The sequence below is a fragment of the Achromobacter sp. GQ309 genome (assembly GCF_059759315.1).
Genome location: NZ_JCAXDP010000002.1, coordinates 477601 through 493620, shown reverse-complemented (window position 1 = coordinate 493620; position 16020 = coordinate 477601). Strand labels below are relative to the sequence as shown.

Genomic DNA, 16020 nt, shown 5'->3' with positions numbered 1-16020 from the left:
CCATGATAGACCAGCGGCGACGCGCTGTGCTCAAGGCGCGGCGGGCATGTGCAACCGGGCAACAGCGGCGGGCGGCTGGGCGCGCGTCAGGTGTTCGCCAGGTGTCTGACACCCGTATGGACGGTCTTCAGGCTTGAAGGGTGCTTCAAGGGTGTCAGACTCCGTCAAGTTGCTCCCGCATCCTCAATGGAAATCGCGGCTCTGCGACGTCAGCCCGCCCAGGAGGTCGGACATGTCCACCAGCCGCTGCGCGATCAGGTGGCGCACCCCGTCCACACTTTGCCAGGACCCGAACACCCCCAGCAGGGTGGCGCCCAGCAGCTCGCGGCGCTGGCGTTCGATCAGGTCGGGGCGGACCACCACGTTGACCGGGCCGGTCTCGTCTTCGAGGGTGACGAAGATGACGCCCTTGGAGGTCTGGGGGCGCTGGCGCACGGTGACGATGCCGCAGGCGCGCGCGACCCGCTTGTTGGGATAGTCGTTCAGCACCGAGGCGGGCTGGAAGTTGCGCGCGGCCAGTTGGGGGCGCAGCAGCGATACCGGATGGCTGTGCAGCGTCAGGCCGACGCTGCGGTAGTCGGCGGCCACGGTCTGGCTCTCCGACGGGGCGGACAGCTGCGGGGCCTGGGTTTCCACGATCTCGGCGTCCCGCAGCAGGTCGCGGCTTTGTACGCTGGCGGCGGCTTCCCAACTGGCCTGGCGCCGGTGGCCGGCCAGGGTACGCAGCGCGTCGCCCGCGGCCAGCGCGTTCAGGTCGTGGCGGTTCAGGCCGGCGCGGCGGGCCAGGTCGGCGGTGTTGGCAAAGGGGGCGTCGGCCCGCGCGGCCTCGATGCGGCGGGCGGCGTCCTCGCGCATGCCCTGCAGCAGGCTGAGTCCCAGCCGCACGGCGGGGCGGGGCGTGGGGACGCCCGGCGTGGCGACGCCCGGCGTATCGACGCCCGGCGTATCGACGTCCGGCGTGGCGACGCCCGGCGCCTCTGCGGACGGCGCGTGGGGGTGGGGGCGGCGGCGGGCGCCCGGATGCCCGTCGGGCAGCGTTTCCAGCACCGAATCCCAGCCGCTTACCGTCACGTCGGCGGGCAGCACGCAGACGCCGTGGCGGCGCGCATCCTGCACCAGTTGGGCGGGTGCGTAGAACCCCATGGGCTGGGAATTGAGCAGGGCGGCCAGAAAGGCCTCCGGTTCGTGGCGCTTGAGCCAGGAGCTGGCATACGCCAGCAGGGCGAAGCTGGCGGCATGGCTTTCCGGAAAGCCGTATTCGCCAAACCCTTCCACCTGGCGGAACAGGGCTTCGGCGAAGTCCAGCGTGTAGCCGTGCGCCAGCAGCCCGCCCACCAGCTTGACGCGGAACTTGTCCACGCCGCCCTTGCGCCGCCAGGCCGCCATCGACCGGCGTAGCTGATCGGCCTCGCCGGGCGAAAAACCGGCGGCCACGACGGCGATCTGCATGACCTGTTCCTGGAAGATGGGCACGCCCATGGTGCGGCTGAGCACGCCGCGCACTTTTTCGCTGGGGTAGGTTTCGTCCTCCTTGCCCTGGCGGCGCCGCAGGTAGGGGTGGACCATGCCCCCCTGGATCGGTCCGGGGCGCACGATCGCCACCTGCACCACCAGGTCGTAGTATTCGCGCGGCCGCAGGCGCGGCAGCATCGTCATCTGGGCGCGCGATTCGATCTGGAAGACGCCAATGGTGTCGGCGTCGCAGATCATGTCGTAGGTGGGCACGTCGCCTTCCGGGATGTCCTGCAGGGCGAGCGGCCGGCCGCGGCGCTGGCTGGCCAGTTCAAGTGTGCGGCGCAGGGCCGACAGCATGCCCAGCGCCAGGACGTCGACCTTGAGCAGCTTCAGGGCGTCCAGATCGTCCTTGTCCCATTGCACGACGCTGCGGTCTTCCATGGCGGCGTTCTCGATGGGCACCAGGCGCGAGAGCTTGCCGCGTGAAATGACGAAGCCGCCCGGGTGCTGCGACAGGTGGCGCGGAAAGCCCATCATGGTCTGCGCCAGCGATGCCCACTGGCGCGCCACCTGGGATTCCGGGTCCAGGCCGCAGGCGCCCAGCGTGCGCAGCATTTCCTTCTTGCCGTCCCACCACTGGTGCGCGCGGGCCACGGCGTCGATGACGCCCGGGTCCACGCCCAGCGCGCGCCCCGTATCGCGCAGCACGCTGCGCGGCCGGTACGAGATGACCACCCCGGTCAGGGCGGCGCGGTCGCGGCCGTATTTGCCGTAGATGTACTGGATGACTTCTTCGCGGCGTTGATGTTCGAAGTCGACGTCGATGTCGGGCGGTTCGTTGCGTTCCTTGCTGATGAAGCGTTCGAACAGGTTGTTGCCGCGCTGCGGGTCCACCGCCGTGATGCCCAGGCAATAGCAGACGGCGGAATTGGCGGCCGAGCCCCGGCCCTGGCACAGGATGCCGGCGTTGCGGGCGAACTGCACGATGTCGTAGACGGTCAGGAAGTAGGCCTCGTAGTTGAGGTCCGCGATGAGATCCAGTTCCTTGTCGATCTGCGCCGTCACGCTGTCGGGCACGCCCTGGGGAAAGCGTCGGTCCGCCCCGGCCAGCGTTTCCTGGCGCAGATAGCTGGCGGGCGTGTGGCCGGGCGGCACGATCTCGTCGGGATATTCGTAATGCAGCTCGTCCAGCGAAAACGTGCAGCGGCGCGCCACCGCCAGGGTCTGCGCCAGCGCGTCGGGCGGATACAGGCTGGCCAGCCGCATGCGGCTGCGCAGGTGCTGTTCGGCATTGCCCGACAGTTCGTAGCCGCATTGCGACACCTGCTGGCGGGTGCGGATGCCGGTCAGCGTGTCGTGCAGCGGCTTGCGCGACCGGACATGCATCTGCACCTGGCCGACCGCCACGATCGGCAATTGCGAGACCTGGGCTGCGTGTTCGACGGCGGCGCGGTGCAGGTCGTCGCGCGACTGGTGCAGCAGGTTCAGTCCCACCCACGCGCGCCCCGGAAAGACGCGCGCCAGCCAGCGCGCCTGGTCGGCCATGCGGTCGGCGTCGGTGCCGTAGGCGGGCGTCAGGATGGCCAGGCATTCCGGCAGACTGCGCAGGTGCGCGTGGCCGGCGGGCGGATCGGCAAGGTCTTGCGGGGAAAGCCGGTATTCGCCCTTGGGCGCCCGGGTGCGGCCCAGCGTGATGAATTCAGACAGGTTGCCGTAGCCTTCGCGCGTCTGCGCCAGCAGCGTCAGCCCCAGTGGAGCTGCGTCGGGCGCGGCGCGCAGCTGGAACGTGGCGCCCACGATGAGCGGCAGCTTGAGGGTCTTGGCTTCGGTGTGGGCGCGCACGACGCCGGCCAGCGAGCATTCGTCGGTCAGGGCCAGCGCGGCGTAACCGAGTTCGGCCGCCCGCGCGGTCAGTTCTTCGGGATGCGAGGCGCCTTGCAGGAACGAAAAATTGGACTGGCATTGCAGCTCGGCGTAGCCGGGCAGCTGGGCCAGGACCTCGGCCGGGTCCAGGGGATCGGGGGCGTCGTCGTCCATGCGCATGTCAGGCGTACAGTCCGTGCAGGAACCAGCGCGCGTCCTCGGCGTCGCGCTCGCGGTAGATCCAGTAGCGCGCGCCCGCCGCGTCTTCGGCGACGAAGTAATCGCGCACGGTCAGGGCGGGGTCCCACCAGCCGCTTTCGATGCGTTCGGGGCCGCGCATCAGCCGCAGCGCCTGGCCGGCGTAGTGGGGGCGATGGCCGGACAGCTTGAGGGGCTGCGGGGTTTCCAGCAGCCAGAACGGCCGGTCGAGCAGCGGCGGCAGGGGGGCGGGACGTTCGGGCGCGGCCAGCGCATCGCCCCAGGAATTGGCGGCTTCGGGACGGTGGTCGGCGGTGGGCTGGGCATGGCGCACCCGGTCGCGGCCCAGCCGCGCCACCAGCAGGTCCAGCAGCCGCGCGTGGTCGGCGGCGGTGCCGCCCGGTTCGGGGAACAGGGTGGTGCTGGCCGCGGGCTGCTCGACGGTGTCGGGCGCGTGCAGCGTCACGGCGATGACGGGGGCTTCCAGCGTGAAGTGGTTGAGTTTTTCGCGCAGCAGATGCAGCAGCTGCGGCGCCTGCCAGATGGGCTGGGCCAGGGCCACTTCAAGTTCGGTGGGCGGGCGGGCGTGGCGGCCGCGTTCGTGGTCCATGCTGAGCACCACGCGCCGCACGGCCAGTTGCCGGGCGGTCAGCCAGCCGCCCAGCTGCTCGGCCAGCCGGCCCGCCACGGCCAGCACGGCGTCGGTGTTCTCCATGTAGTCCATGAGTTCGATCCGCCGCGAAAACTGGTTGGGCGGTTCGAGCCAGCGATAGAGTTCGGGCACCTGGCCGTAGGCGGCGTCCAGCGCCTGCAACAGATCGGGCGCGCTGCGCCGCTGCAGCCCCCCGCGCGGCAGGGCGCGCAGGTGCGCCAGCGTGTGGCAGCCGATGTCGTCCAGCCAGTTGCGGCGGTCTTGCGCCTGGGGCAGCAGCGACAGCGGCAGGGCATCGAGCCGCCGCGCCAGGGTGGGCAGCTTCAGGGTGCGCCGGGGCACGCGCCGGCCGGCGCGCCGCGCGAGCAGCCAGGCGCCCTTGGCCGTGGGCGCCATGCCCAGCGACACCCGCAGATCCAGCGCGCGCAGCGTGGCGGCCACCCGCCGGCTCAGCGCGCGCGGCCCGCGGAAGAACATCAGGCTGGCGCCCACGTTCAGCAGCACGGTGTCGCCGTCGACCAGGGCGATTTCCGGGGTGTACTGCAAGAGGGCCAGCGCCGCGCCGTGCAGGGCGTCGGCCTCGGCCAGCGCATTGCGGGGCAGCAGTTCCACGCCGGGGGCGATGGCCGCCGCGCCCGCGCGGCGCATGCCGGGCGTCACGCCGGCCTGGCGGGCGGCGGGGGTCAGGGCGGCGACCCGTTCCTGATCCAGAACGGCGAACGCCTCGTGGTCATGCGGCCAGTGCGGGCGTATGGCGTCCAGCGGCAGGCAGCGCAGGTAGGCGGCGATCCAGAGGCGCATGGCGGGGAGAAGAGGGGGTAAGCGCGCCGGGCTCCAGGCCTACGTACAGCGGGGTGTCGCAGACGGGCCCCCGGCGCTTCAGGATATGAACGGACAGGCCGCCGGGCGCGGGCGCCAGCGCCAGCCGCAAGGCGGCGGGCGTGGCGGTCTGCGCGGCGCGGGACGGGCGCACGGCGATGAACAGCAGGTCGCTGGCCTGGGCGGCCAGATGCAGGCGGCGCAGGGATTCGGGGCGCACGTGGGGCAGCCAGCAGATCAGCGCGCCGCAACTGGCGTTTTTCAGGATCTGTTCGCTGGCCCACAGCGCGTCGACCGGCTTTTCGGGCGCCACCCACAGCAGTTGCCGGGGATCCAGCCGCCAGCTCATCCAGCTGGCGATGTGCGGCACGTGCGGCGGCTGCACCAGGGCAATGGGACGACGGGTTTCCAGTTGGGCCAGCGCGGGACGCAGCAGGCGGATTTCTCCGATGCCGGGATGGGGGGTGAGCAGTTCAACGAGCGATCCGAGCGGCCAGCCGTTATCCGGCAGTTCGGCTGACAGCGCCGCGTGCCCGGTTGGCAGGGTGCGTGCGGCGCCTTTGGCCAACTGCGTGGCGCGCCACAACGCGGGATGGATCTGTTCGGGGGACTGCATGGCGAAAGCGCCCGGCGCTCAATACCTGTATGAATGTACAGTATTGTACCGGGCTTTGCGCCGGGCGGACGTATCGAAAAGTGCCCCCGAATGTGTCCCGAATGTGTCCCCGAAAAGTGCTAGAACCGCATGTCCTGGTACTTCACCCACCGCGAGCCGCGCAGCAGCCGGTGGCCGATCCACAGTCCCAGGAACAGCGGAATGGCCAGGTACGTCGACACCACGCCGATCCAGTCGATGCGTTCTTCAAGGAACGCCTGATAGTTCTGTCCCAGCGTGACCACCAGGCACAGCACGAAGGCCAGCAGCGGCCCGAACGGAAAGAGTCCCGCCTTGTAGGGCAGGTCGGCCGTGTCGTAACCGTGCTTCACGTAGCCCTGGCGGAAGCGGTAGTGGCTGACCGCGATGCTCAGCCACACGATGAATTCCGTCATGCCCGCAAAATTGAGCAGCCAGATGTACACCGCCTTCGGGCTGTACACCACGCTGAACAGGCACAGGCAAGCCAGCAGCGTCGTGGCCAGCAGCGCATACAGCGGCACGCCGCGCGGGGTCAGACGCTTGAAGATCGCCGGCGCCTGGCCCTCGGCCGCCATGTTGAACAGCATCCGCGTCGCCGCATACATGCCCGAATTGCCGGCCGACAGCACGGACGTCAGGATCACCGCGTTCATCACCGTGGCCGCGGACAGCAGGCCCGCGTGCTCGAACACCAGCGTGAAGGGGCTGACCGCGATGTCCTCGACCTCGTTGCGCAGCAGTTGCGGATCGGTGTAGGGCACCAAGAGGCCGATGATCAGGATGGCCAGCACATAGAACAGCAGGATGCGCCAGAAGACGCTGTTGATCGCGCGGGGCACGTTGCGCCGGGGGTTTTCGGACTCGCCGGCCGCCACGCCCACCAGTTCGGTGCCCTGAAAGGAGTAGGCCACCACCATCGCCACGCCCACCCACGTCGCCGCGTTGCCGACGAAGGGCGCGTCGCCCACCTTCCAGTTGTCCAGTCCCACCGGTCCGCCGCCGTGGATGATGCCGGCCAGCATCGCCACGCCCACCACGATGAAGCACAGCACCGCCACCACCTTGATGATGGCGAACCAGTATTCCGCCTCGCCGAAGCTGCGCGCCGAGAAAGCGTTCAACCCGAAGGTCAGCGCCAGGAACGCCACGCTCCATATCCAGCCTGGCGTGTCCGGCAGCCAGTACGCCATAACGAGCTGCGCCGCCACGACGTCCACCGCCACGACCGTGGCCCAGCTGACCCAGAAGTTCCAGCCCAGCGCAAAGCCGAAACCCGGATCCACGTAGCGCGACGCATACGTGCAGAACGAACCCGACACCGGCATGAAGGTGGCCAGCTCGCCCAGGCTGGTCATGATGAAGTACACCATCAGGCCGATCACCAGGTAGACCATCAGCGCGCCGCCGGGGCCCGCCTGCGCGATGGCCGCGCCGGAAGCGACGAACAGGCCGGTGCCGATGGCCCCGCCCAGCGCTATCATCGTGAGGTGGCGTGCCTTCAGCACGCGGTGCAGCTGATTGTTGCCGGCGGTGTCGCCGGTAGTGTTGCTGACAGGCGCGGCGGCGCCCGACTCGATGTTCGGTGTGTGCATGACAAGGCGTGTGGTGGCCACCGCCGGGCATCGCCGGCGCTGGACATTGCCAACGGCGGGCGCCCGTCGTTGCGGGCAAGCGCGGGGCGGCGTGCAAAAAAGCCCGGCGTCGTAGGTGCGATGCCAGGCGCGGCGCATTTTACAATGCGGCAATCGGGGCGCAGTCCCACCGTCCCAGGCCAGCACGGAGCAGTTTCATGGCGTCTTCCAGTTCTATCGAATTTCTTCCCGACCCGGGCGTCGACGTGCGCCAGCTCTTCATCCTGCTGCACGGCGTGGGCGGATCGCCCGCCAGCCTGGAGCCCCTGGCCCAGGCGGTGCGCGCGGCCTTTCCGACGGCGGCCGTGCTGATCCCCGAAGGTTTCGAGGCCTTTGATGGCGGCGGGGCGGGCCGGCAGTGGTTCTCCGTGCGCGGCGTCACCGAAGACAACCGCGCCGAGCGCGTGGCCCAGGCCATGCCGCAGCTGGAAACCTATGTGCGGCACGCCCAGGCGCGTTTCGGCCTGCTGCAGTCCGACACCGCGGTGGCCGGCTTTTCGCAGGGCGCCATCATGGCGCTGGAACTGGTGCAGGCGCACGACGGCATGGCCGGCCGCGTCATCGCGTTCTCGGGACGCTATGCGCAACTGCCCAAGAACGCCCCGTTGTACACCACGATTCATCTGCTGCACGGCGCCGACGACGCGGTCATGAGCGTGTCGCAGGCGCAGGCCGCGCAGGCACGCCTGGCCGAACTGCACGGCGACTCCACCATCGACATCGCCACCCACGTCGGTCACGAATTGCATCCCGCCCTGATCCAGCGCGCCATCGTCCGCCTGCAGACCTGCGTGCCGCTGCGCAGTTGGGAGGCCGCGCTGGGCCTGAACCAGACGCCGCCGGACGGGACGACGGTGCATTGATGGCGGCATCTGCCACGACCGGCGCGAAAGCCTCCGCGCCCGCGCAGCAACGCGCGGCCGAAGCCGTCGGCGGCGCGCAAAGCATCTTCCGCGTGCTGCGCATCCTTAAATACGTCGGGGCGGCACCCGCGCGCGGCGTCGGTCTGACGGATGTGGTGCGTGACGTCGGCCTGACGCCGCCCACCGCGCACCGCATGCTGTCGGCCTTGCTGCAGGAAGGCTTTCTGTCGCTCAATCCGCGGCTCAAGACCTACAGCCTGGGCCGCGAGTCCTACATCCTGGGGCTGGCCGCCGAAAGCCGGCACGGCATCAAGGCCATCGCCGAATCCGCCGTGCTCCGCCTTGCGCAGTCCACGGGCGACACCAGCTTCCTGTCGGTGCGGTCGGGACACGAAGCGGTCTGCGTGGACCGCAAGACGGGCGACTTTCCCATCAAGATCCTGACGCTGGAAGTCGGCCACCGCCGCCCGCTGGGCGTGGGGGCGGGCAGCCTGGCGCTGCTGGCATTCCTGCCCAACGACGATATCGACCGCGTACTGGCGCGCTACGACGCCAGCGCCGCGCCCGATCTGCCGTCCACCGACATGCTGCGCGAAGACATCGCCGCCGCGCGCAAGAACGGCTACGCGCTCAACCCGGGCCGCATCATTCCCGACATGCTAGGCGTGGGCGTGCCGGTGTTCGACCGCGAGCAGCACGTGGTGGCGGCGCTGAGCGTGGCGGCGATCCGTTCGCGCCTGTCCGGCGCGCGCCTCGCGGACGTGGTGGCCGCGTTGCAGCGGGCGGCTTCGGAATTGTCCGCGGACCTGGCCCCGCGCTTCTGATCGCTGCCGGGCGAACGGAAGTCCCGCACCTGGCCCGTCAGGAAACGCTGCGCAGCCGGCGCCTCGGCAAAAAGCCGCGCGCCCGCCGCGTCAACGCCCCGGCCCGCCGCGTCAACGCCCCGCGCAGGCCTTGCCGCCGTCTACCGGCAGGCAGACGCCGGTGATGTACTTGGCCTCGTCGCTCGCCAGGAACAGCGCGGCATGCGCGACATCCCACGCATCCCCCATCCGCCCCATCGGACTGGCGGCATTGCGCCGCCGCCGCATTTCCTCGACATCGTCGAATTGCCCCGCAATCTGCTTGTAGATCAACGGCGTGTCGATGACGCCGGGCAGCACGGCGTTCACGCGGATATTGTCCGGCGCATAGCGCACCGCCAGCGACCGCGTCAGATGGTTCAGCCCCGCCTTGGCCGCGTAGTACGAGGTGTACGGATACGAATTGACCTGAATCGACGCCAGCGACGAAATGTTGACGATGCTGCCTGAGCCCTGCGCCAGCATGGCGGGCAGCACATGCTTGCAGGTCAGGAACACGCCGGTCAGGTTGGTGTCCAGCACGCGATGCCAGCTTTCCTCGCTGGCCTCGATGGGATCGCCCATTTCGGTGATGCCCACGTTGTTGTGCAGCACGTCGATGCGTCCGGCGGCCGCCAGCACGGCGGCGACCGCGGCCTGGATCTGCGTGGAGTCCGTTACGTCCGCGGTCAACGCCTGGCAACGGCCGCCCTCGGCCTCGATGATGGCGCAGGTTTCGCGCGCGGCGTCCTCCCTGACGTCCACCGCGAAGACCCGCGCGCCTTCACGCGCATACAGCGCCGCCGCGGCCTTGCCGTTGCCCCAGCCCGGCCCCGACGACCCCGCGCCAAACACCAGCGCCACCTTGTCCTTCAGCCGCTCGCCCATGTCATTCCGCCGAGATGTGGGCGAAGTCGGCCACCTTCTTCCACTTGGCCACGTCGTCCTGGATCATCGCGGCAAAGGCCTCGGGCTTGTCGGCGACCACATACGCGCCAACCCCCGCGTACTTGGCCTGCACGTCCTTGTCGGCCAACGCCTTGCGGGATGCGTCGTTCAGCTTGGCCAGCACGTCTTTCGGCAGGCCCGCGGGGGCCAGCAGGCCGTTCCACATTTCTGCGTCGTAATCGGGCAGGCCGACTTCAGCAAAGGTGGGCACGTCGGGCAATTGCGGCAGGCGCGATTTGGCGGCCACCACGATCGGGCGCAGACTGCCCGACTGGATGTGCGCCATGGACGACGCCGCCGTATCCCACAGGATGGGCACCTGGCCGGCGATCACGTCGTTCAGCGCGGGGCCGGTGCCACGGTAAGGCACGTGCATCATGTCCAGGCCGGACAGCGACTTGTAGTATTCCATCGCCATGTGCGTGGCGCCGCCATTGCCCGACGAGGCATAGGAATACTTGCCGGGCGCGCCCTTGATCAAGGCGGTGAACGACGCATAGTCCTTGGCGGGAAAGTTCTTGTTCACCACGATCACGCCCGGCACGCGGATGATCTGCGTGACCGGCGTGAAGTCCTTCACCGCGTCGTAGGGCAGGTTCTTGTACACGGCGGGGTTGGTGCCGTTGGTGCTGGACGTGCCCAGCAGAAGCGTATAACCGTCCGGCGCGGCCGAGGCCACGGCGCGGCTGCCGACGGTGCCGCCCGCGCCACCCCGGTTCTCCACCACGACCGGCTGGCCGATCTGCTTGGCCAGCGCCTCGGCAAAGATGCGGCCGACCACGTCGGACGTGCCGCCGGGCGGGAAGGGCACGATCAGGCGGATGGGGCGGTCGGGGTAGGTGGCCTGCGCCGCGGCGGCGCCCGCCAGCGACAGCGTTGCAGCGGCGGCCGCCAGCTTGATCCAGGTTCTGCGCTTCATGATGGGTTGTCTCCTTGCTTGATTTTGTTGTGTCTTGAACCGGGCGTTGCGCGCCGCCGTCAGGCGATGCGGTCGCCCGGCTTGATCTTGGCCGCCCGGCTGTCCACGCCCGGCAGCATGTGCGCGGGGTCGCGCGTGACCACCACGTCCAGGATGGTGGGACGGTCCTTGCAGGCATACGCCTCTGCCAGCGCGGCCGGCAGCTCTGCGGGGTCTTCGACGCGGATGCCATGGCAGCCCAGCGCGCGCGCCACATTGGCGTAATTGGTGTCGACCAGGTCCGAAGACTGGTAGCTGCCCGCGCCGTACATCAGATGCTGCAGCGCCTTGATGTACCCCGAGGCCGCGTTGTTGACCACCACGAGCGTAAAGGCGAGCTTCATGCGCACCGCGGTTTCCAGTTCGCCCAGCGACATGTTGCAGCCGCCGTCGCCGGTCAGGCTGACCACCTGGCGTCCCGGCGCCGCCGCGGCTGCGCCGATGGCGCCGGGGATGCCGTAGCCGATGGAAGCAAAGCCGCGATCCGGCACGAAGCCGCGGCCCGCGCGCTTGGTGTCGAACAGCAGGCCGCCCCAGTGCGCCGCGAAGCCGCCGTCCGCGACCAGAATGCCGTCTTCCGGCAGCGAGGCGTTGATCTCGTGCAGCAGCCGCGCCATGCCGACGGGCCGGTCGGCCGACGTCAGCTTGGCGTTCACGGATTCGCGCCATGCGTGCATGGCCTGGCCGACCTCGTCCACGTAGTTCTGGCGCGCGTGCTCGCCGTGGGCGGCCAGGCGCGTGTCCAGGTCATCCAGCGTCGCGCGCACGTCGCCCCACAGCCGCAGGGCGGGCGTGGTGGTGCGGTCGAATTCTTCGGCCACGATGTCCAGATGAATGATCGGCGCGCCGGCGGCCAGCAGGTCGTAGCGGCGCGTCGCCACCTCGCCCAGTTTGCAGCCGACGACGAACAGGCAATCGGACTTGGCGATCAGGTCGTTGGCAATGCGGCTGTAGCGGCCGAACAGCCCCGCGTTCAGCGGGTCGTTGCAGGCGATCGCGCCCTTGCCGCTCATGGTATGGGCGACGGGGATGCCGAACTTGCGGGCGAAGGCCTGGACCGTCTCGGCCGCATCGCTGATGTGTACGCCGCCGCCGCACAGCATCAGCGGGCGGGCGGCGCCGGCCAGCATGCTGGCGGCTTGGGCCACGTCCTCGGCCGATGGCCGGCAGCGCAGCGCGGGCGAGCGCCGGTAGTTGGGGCTGGAATAAAAGTCGCCGGCGTCAAAGGCATGGACGGCGTGCGCGATGTCCTCGGGCACGTCCAGCACCACGGGGCCGGGCCGTCCGCTGGTCGCCACGGCAAACGCGCGCCGCACCAGCTCGGGAATGCGCTCGACCATCTCCACGCGCAGCACGTCTTTCACGACTGGGCGCAGCACTTCCAGTTGCCGGGCTTCCTGCGTCATATTCTTCCACGCGTGCATCCGGTGCGCGTCGCCGACCAGCGCGACCAGCGCGGTGCCGGCGTTGTAGGCTTCGGCCAGGCCGGTCACCAGATTGGTCGCGCCCGGACCCAGCGTCGCGTCGCACACGCCGGGACGGCCGCTGACCTTGGTATAGGCGTCGGCGGCAAACACCGCGCAGCGCTCGTCGTTGATCAGGTTGTGATTCAGCTTCAGGCGGCGCGCCGCGTCATAGAAAGGCAGCAGTTGAAAGCCGCCCATGCCGAACATCAGGCCGACGTCGTGCGCCGCGAACATGCGGGCGATGGCTTCGCCGCCGGTGATTTCCAGTTTTTCGGACATGCGGGTGATGCTCCTAGTAGGGGTCGCGCCCGGTCAGCAGGGCGTCGATGAAGGTTTTGAGCGGCGTGCCGACGCGGCAGCCCAGGTTTCGGGCGCGGGCGTTGGCAGAAGAAATGGTCCCTTCCTCGTAGCAGGAACGGGCGTCGCCGATGCGGGCGGTTTGCGCGGATACGGTCAAGGCGGCAATGCCGCGTTGGTCCAGCAAAGGCAGGCGGCCGATGCCGGCGCTGTCCTTGCCGATGCCCGCGTCGTTGAACGTGACGAGGCGCGGAGACGCGCGGACACCGTCCGATTGCAGGCCCGCCAGCCGCTCCCCGTGCGAGGCCGTGATGGCGATGAGACCGTCGTCGCGGGAGTCGACCAGCGAGACGGAGTCGGCGCCGATCACCAGCGGCGCGCCGTCCGGGCCTGTCTTGAATACCGTGCGGGATTCCTTGACGTCGGCGGGCGGACGGGCGCTGCGCGACGCGCGCGCCAGCCGCGAGGCGGCCTCGGCCACTGGCATACCCGCTTTGCAGCCCAGCTCTTGCGCCAGCGCGTTGACAAAGCTGAGGACGCCGTGCCGCGCCATGTCCGCGCCATCGCCGATGCGGCAGCTTTGATAGCTTGCGGTGGCGGCGGGTACGCCCCAGCGTTGCAGGTCGTCCAGGCCAGCAATGCCGGCACGCATCCAGCCCACGCCGGCGTCGTTCAGGACGACGGCCAGCACGCCACCGCGCGCCGCGCAGTAGGCGGCATAGCTGCCGCCATGCGACCCGGCGATCACCACGCGTCCGGCATCCTGCGGCGTGAGCTTGGTGATGCTGTCCAGCACGCGCGCGTCGCCGGCGCTTGCAGGTTGTTCCATATTATGAATTGTCCCCGTCCTCGAGTATCGCGTTGGCATGGCCGGCGCGATGCCGTCGAATCGTCTGATGTAGTTATTGGCTTGAGACGATTCTAGGAGCGGGGGTTTGGGGAGATCAATGTCATCCCCATAATATGGAAATCAATTTTTGGCGGGCTACTTCTCCCAGCCGCCGCCCAGCGCCAGGAACAAGGCAATCTGGTCGCTGCTCAGATCCGCCTGCGATGCGGCCAGCGCGCTTTCATTGCTGGCCAGCGTGCGCTCGGCGTCCAGCACGGTCAGGTAATCCGTCTTGCCGTACTGGAACAGGCGGCGCGCCTGCGAGGCCGCTTCGGCGCTTTGGTCGCGGGCCGCGCGCAGGGCCGTGTCGCGGTCCAGCTGGCGGGCATAGACGACCAGCGCGCTTTCGGTTTCGCGCAAGGCGTTCAGCACGGCCGCATCGAAACGCGCGGCCGCGGCCTTGGTGTTGGCTTCGGCTTCGGCGATGCGGGCCTGCGCGGCGCCGGTGTTGGGAACGGTCCACGAGATCAGCGGGCCTACGCTCCAGCTGAACGTGCCGCGATCGCCGAACATGGCGGCCGGGCCGCCCGAAGCGGCGGACAGGCCCAGCGTGATCTTCGGGTACAGATCGGCCGTGGCCACGCCGATGCGGGCGGTGGAGGCGGCCAGCGTCCGTTCGGCCTGACGGATGTCGGGACGGCGGCGCAGCAGTTCGGCGCCGTCGCCGACGGGGATGGTTTCGGTCAGCTTGGGGGCGCTGGCGCATTGCAGCAGGGCTTGCGGAATCTGGCCCGGCGTCTGGCCGGTCAATGCAGCCAGACGGTACAGCGCGGTGCGCTGCTGCGCCTGGAACGGCGGCAGATTGGCCTGCAATTGTTCGAGCTGGCTGCGCGCCCGCGTGACGTCCAGCGCGGTGCCGCGCCCCGCGCGTTGCAGGCGGCTGACGGCGTCGACCGATTCCTTCTGCACCTGCACGGAATGCTGCGCCGACGCAAGCTGCATGCCTGCCGCGCACATGTTGGCGTAGGCGCGCGCGGTCTCGGCCGCGACCGTGACGCGGGTGGCGTCATAGGCGGCTTGGGCGGCCTGCGCGTCGCCGGTGGAGGCTTCCACGGCGCGGCGGATCTGGCCGAAAAGGTCCAGCTGATACGACACGCTGGCGCCGGTGGAGTACGACCAGCGATTGGGCGGATCGATGCCGGGTTGCAGTTCCTGCAAGCCGGAAACGTGGCCGAACGTGGGCGAGGCATTGACGCCGATCGTCGGCTGTTGTTGCGCCTTCGTTTCCTGCACCGCGGCCTGCGCGCGTTCCAGATTGGCGCTGGCCACGCGCAGGTCGGTGTTTGCGGCCAGGGCCTTTTCCACCAGACCATCCAGCACGGGGTCGTTGTACAGGCGCCACCAGTGGCCGGGGACTTCCTCTTGCCGATACACGCCGGCCTGCGCCTCCATAAAGGAGGATTGCGCGCTCGGCCGCTGGGAGACGGCCTCCGGCGGCACCTTGTAGTCGGGGCCCACGGAGGCGCATCCGGCCAGCGCGAGGGCCAGCGTCAGCGGAAGGAGGAGTCTGGTTTTCATGGCAGGTACGGCTTGGCGTCGATAAGAAATTGCGGAGTTTTTCGGAGAAAAGTGGTTCTGCGTCCCGTCAGGACGCGTGGGGCGCGGCGGCGGCGGACTGGGGCGGGCGGTCGTCCACCGACACCGTGGCGGTCTGGCCGGCGACCAGGCGTACGCCTTCGGGCACCTCGTCGATCTTCACGCGCACCGGGATGCGTTGCGCAAGACGGACCCAGTTGAAGGTCGGGTTCACGTTGGGCAGCAGATTGGCGCCGGTGCTGCGGTCGCGGTCCGCGATACCCAGGGCGATGCTTTCGACGTGGCCGCGGATGTGACGCGGTTCGCCCATCAGCGTCACGGTGACGGGGTCGCCTTCGTGGATGCCGGGCAGCTTGGTTTCTTCGAAGTAGCCTTCGACGTAGAACGAACCGGCGTCCACCAGCGCCATCACGCCGTGGCCGGCGGTAGCGTAAGAGCCCGCGCGCAGGTCCAGGTTGGTGATGCGGCCATCGCTGGCGGCCACGACGCGGCTGCGTTCCAGATTCAGACGGGCGGTGTTCAGTTGCACCTGCGCCTGCGCTAGCGCGGCTTCGGTCTGCTGCACCTTGGTCTGGCTTTGTTCCACCGCTTCGGCCGCGACAAGCTGGCCCAGCGAGCGGTTGCGCTTGGCGTCGCGCAGCGCCTGGTCGTGCGCCACCTGCTGCGAACGGACCGAGGCCTGCGCCTGGTCGAACGCCAACTGGAAGCGGGCGCGATCGATTTCGAACAGCAGGTCGCCGGCCTTCACGTCCTGGTTGTCGTGCACGGGCACGCTGGTCACCAGGCCGGAGACGTCGGGCGCCACCTGCACCACATAGGCCTTGACGCGGCCATCGCGCGTCCAGGGCTCGACTTCATAGTGATCCCAAAGCTGCCAGCCGGCGTAAGCGGCGGCGGCGGCGACGACAGCCGTCACTGCGAACTTGCCGATAGCAGCAGGGCGAAGGGCATTGGGGAGTTTCATAC

Annotated in this window: 12 protein-coding genes; 2 read left to right on the top strand and 10 right to left on the bottom strand. The window is 69.3% G+C overall.

Translation table 11 applies throughout. The features are described 5' to 3' along the window. Positions 1 to 183 precede the first annotated feature (183 nt). The 4 genes from AC6CIE_RS07555 to AC6CIE_RS07540 all read right to left on the bottom strand — a co-directional run bounded on the left by AC6CIE_RS07555 (position 184) and on the right by AC6CIE_RS07540 (position 7216). Entirely contained in the window at positions 184 to 3498 is a 3315-nt protein-coding gene (locus AC6CIE_RS07555) for an error-prone DNA polymerase (RefSeq protein ID WP_498091854.1), read from the bottom strand. Position 3499: 1 nt separating this feature from the next. Beyond that, positions 3500 to 4969, bottom strand: a complete 1470-nt coding sequence (locus tag AC6CIE_RS07550) for a Y-family DNA polymerase (RefSeq protein WP_498091853.1) — start codon at positions 4967 to 4969, stop codon at positions 3500 to 3502. Then, entirely contained in the window at positions 4899 to 5603 is a 705-nt protein-coding gene (gene imuA / locus AC6CIE_RS07545; RefSeq protein WP_175121783.1) for a translesion DNA synthesis-associated protein ImuA, read from the bottom strand. The genes AC6CIE_RS07550 and imuA overlap by 71 nt, the downstream gene beginning before the upstream one ends. Before the next feature lie 119 nt (positions 5604 to 5722). Beyond that, positions 5723 to 7216 carry an amino acid permease gene (locus AC6CIE_RS07540; RefSeq protein ID WP_498091851.1) on the bottom strand — a complete coding sequence of 498 codons (1494 nt, stop codon included), beginning with the start codon at positions 7214 to 7216 and terminating at the stop codon, positions 5723 to 5725. A 197-nt stretch (positions 7217 to 7413) separates the two neighbouring features. Between AC6CIE_RS07540 and ypfH the strand changes: the two genes are divergently transcribed. Continuing rightward, positions 7414 to 8118, top strand: a complete 705-nt coding sequence (gene ypfH, locus AC6CIE_RS07535) for an esterase (protein ID WP_498091849.1) — start codon at positions 7414 to 7416, stop codon at positions 8116 to 8118. Continuing rightward, positions 8118 to 8942, top strand: coding sequence for an IclR family transcriptional regulator (locus AC6CIE_RS07530; protein WP_498091847.1), 825 nt, complete (start codon positions 8118 to 8120; stop codon positions 8940 to 8942). The genes ypfH and AC6CIE_RS07530 overlap by 1 nt, the downstream gene beginning before the upstream one ends. Positions 8943 to 9053: 111 nt before the next feature. Here AC6CIE_RS07530 and AC6CIE_RS07525 read toward each other — a convergent pair whose 3' ends face one another. The 6 genes from AC6CIE_RS07525 to AC6CIE_RS07500 form a co-directional block, all read right to left on the bottom strand. Then, complete coding sequence (locus tag AC6CIE_RS07525) at positions 9054 to 9848, bottom strand: SDR family NAD(P)-dependent oxidoreductase (protein ID WP_452000169.1); 795 nt, start codon at positions 9846 to 9848, stop codon at positions 9054 to 9056. Between the two features lies 1 nt (position 9849). Next, positions 9850 to 10827, bottom strand: coding sequence for a Bug family tripartite tricarboxylate transporter substrate binding protein (locus tag AC6CIE_RS07520; RefSeq protein WP_175121780.1), 978 nt, complete (start codon positions 10825 to 10827; stop codon positions 9850 to 9852). A 59-nt stretch (positions 10828 to 10886) separates the two neighbouring features. Next, positions 10887 to 12611: a thiamine pyrophosphate-binding protein gene (locus AC6CIE_RS07515; RefSeq protein ID WP_498091845.1), complete on the bottom strand. Its 1725-nt coding sequence runs from the start codon at positions 12609 to 12611 to the stop codon at positions 10887 to 10889. A 13-nt stretch (positions 12612 to 12624) separates the two neighbouring features. Continuing rightward, positions 12625 to 13458: a hypothetical protein gene (locus AC6CIE_RS07510; protein WP_498091843.1), complete on the bottom strand. Its 834-nt coding sequence runs from the start codon at positions 13456 to 13458 to the stop codon at positions 12625 to 12627. A gap of 156 nt (positions 13459 to 13614) precedes the next feature. Further along, on the bottom strand, positions 13615 to 15036 hold the full coding sequence (locus AC6CIE_RS07505) for an efflux transporter outer membrane subunit (protein WP_239214570.1): 1422 nt from the start codon (positions 15034 to 15036) through the stop codon (positions 13615 to 13617). Between the two features lie 67 nt (positions 15037 to 15103). Continuing rightward, positions 15104 to 16018 carry an efflux RND transporter periplasmic adaptor subunit gene (locus AC6CIE_RS07500; protein ID WP_498091841.1) on the bottom strand — a complete coding sequence of 305 codons (915 nt, stop codon included), beginning with the start codon at positions 16016 to 16018 and terminating at the stop codon, positions 15104 to 15106. Positions 16019 to 16020 lie beyond the last annotated feature (2 nt).

Bases quoted from the DNA above. Each gene is read 5' to 3' on its own strand.
- AC6CIE_RS07555 (WP_498091854.1), bottom strand. From the start codon at position 3,498: ATGCGCATGGACGACGACGCCCCCGATCCCCTGGACCCGGCCGAGGTC.
- AC6CIE_RS07550 (WP_498091853.1), bottom strand. From the start codon at position 4,969: ATGCGCCTCTGGATCGCCGCCTACCTGCGCTGCCTGCCGCTGGACGCC.
- imuA (WP_175121783.1), bottom strand. From the start codon at position 5,603: ATGCAGTCCCCCGAACAGATCCATCCCGCGTTGTGGCGCGCCACGCAG.
- AC6CIE_RS07540 (WP_498091851.1), bottom strand. From the start codon at position 7,216: ATGCACACACCGAACATCGAGTCGGGCGCCGCCGCGCCTGTCAGCAAC.
- ypfH (WP_498091849.1), top strand. From the start codon at position 7,414: ATGGCGTCTTCCAGTTCTATCGAATTTCTTCCCGACCCGGGCGTCGAC.
- AC6CIE_RS07530 (WP_498091847.1), top strand. From the start codon at position 8,118: ATGGCGGCATCTGCCACGACCGGCGCGAAAGCCTCCGCGCCCGCGCAG.
- AC6CIE_RS07525 (WP_452000169.1), bottom strand. From the start codon at position 9,848: ATGGGCGAGCGGCTGAAGGACAAGGTGGCGCTGGTGTTTGGCGCGGGG.
- AC6CIE_RS07520 (WP_175121780.1), bottom strand. From the start codon at position 10,827: ATGAAGCGCAGAACCTGGATCAAGCTGGCGGCCGCCGCTGCAACGCTG.
- AC6CIE_RS07515 (WP_498091845.1), bottom strand. From the start codon at position 12,611: ATGTCCGAAAAACTGGAAATCACCGGCGGCGAAGCCATCGCCCGCATG.
- AC6CIE_RS07510 (WP_498091843.1), bottom strand. From the start codon at position 13,458: ATGGAACAACCTGCAAGCGCCGGCGACGCGCGCGTGCTGGACAGCATC.
- AC6CIE_RS07505 (WP_239214570.1), bottom strand. From the start codon at position 15,036: ATGAAAACCAGACTCCTCCTTCCGCTGACGCTGGCCCTCGCGCTGGCC.
- AC6CIE_RS07500 (WP_498091841.1), bottom strand. From the start codon at position 16,018: ATGAAACTCCCCAATGCCCTTCGCCCTGCTGCTATCGGCAAGTTCGCA.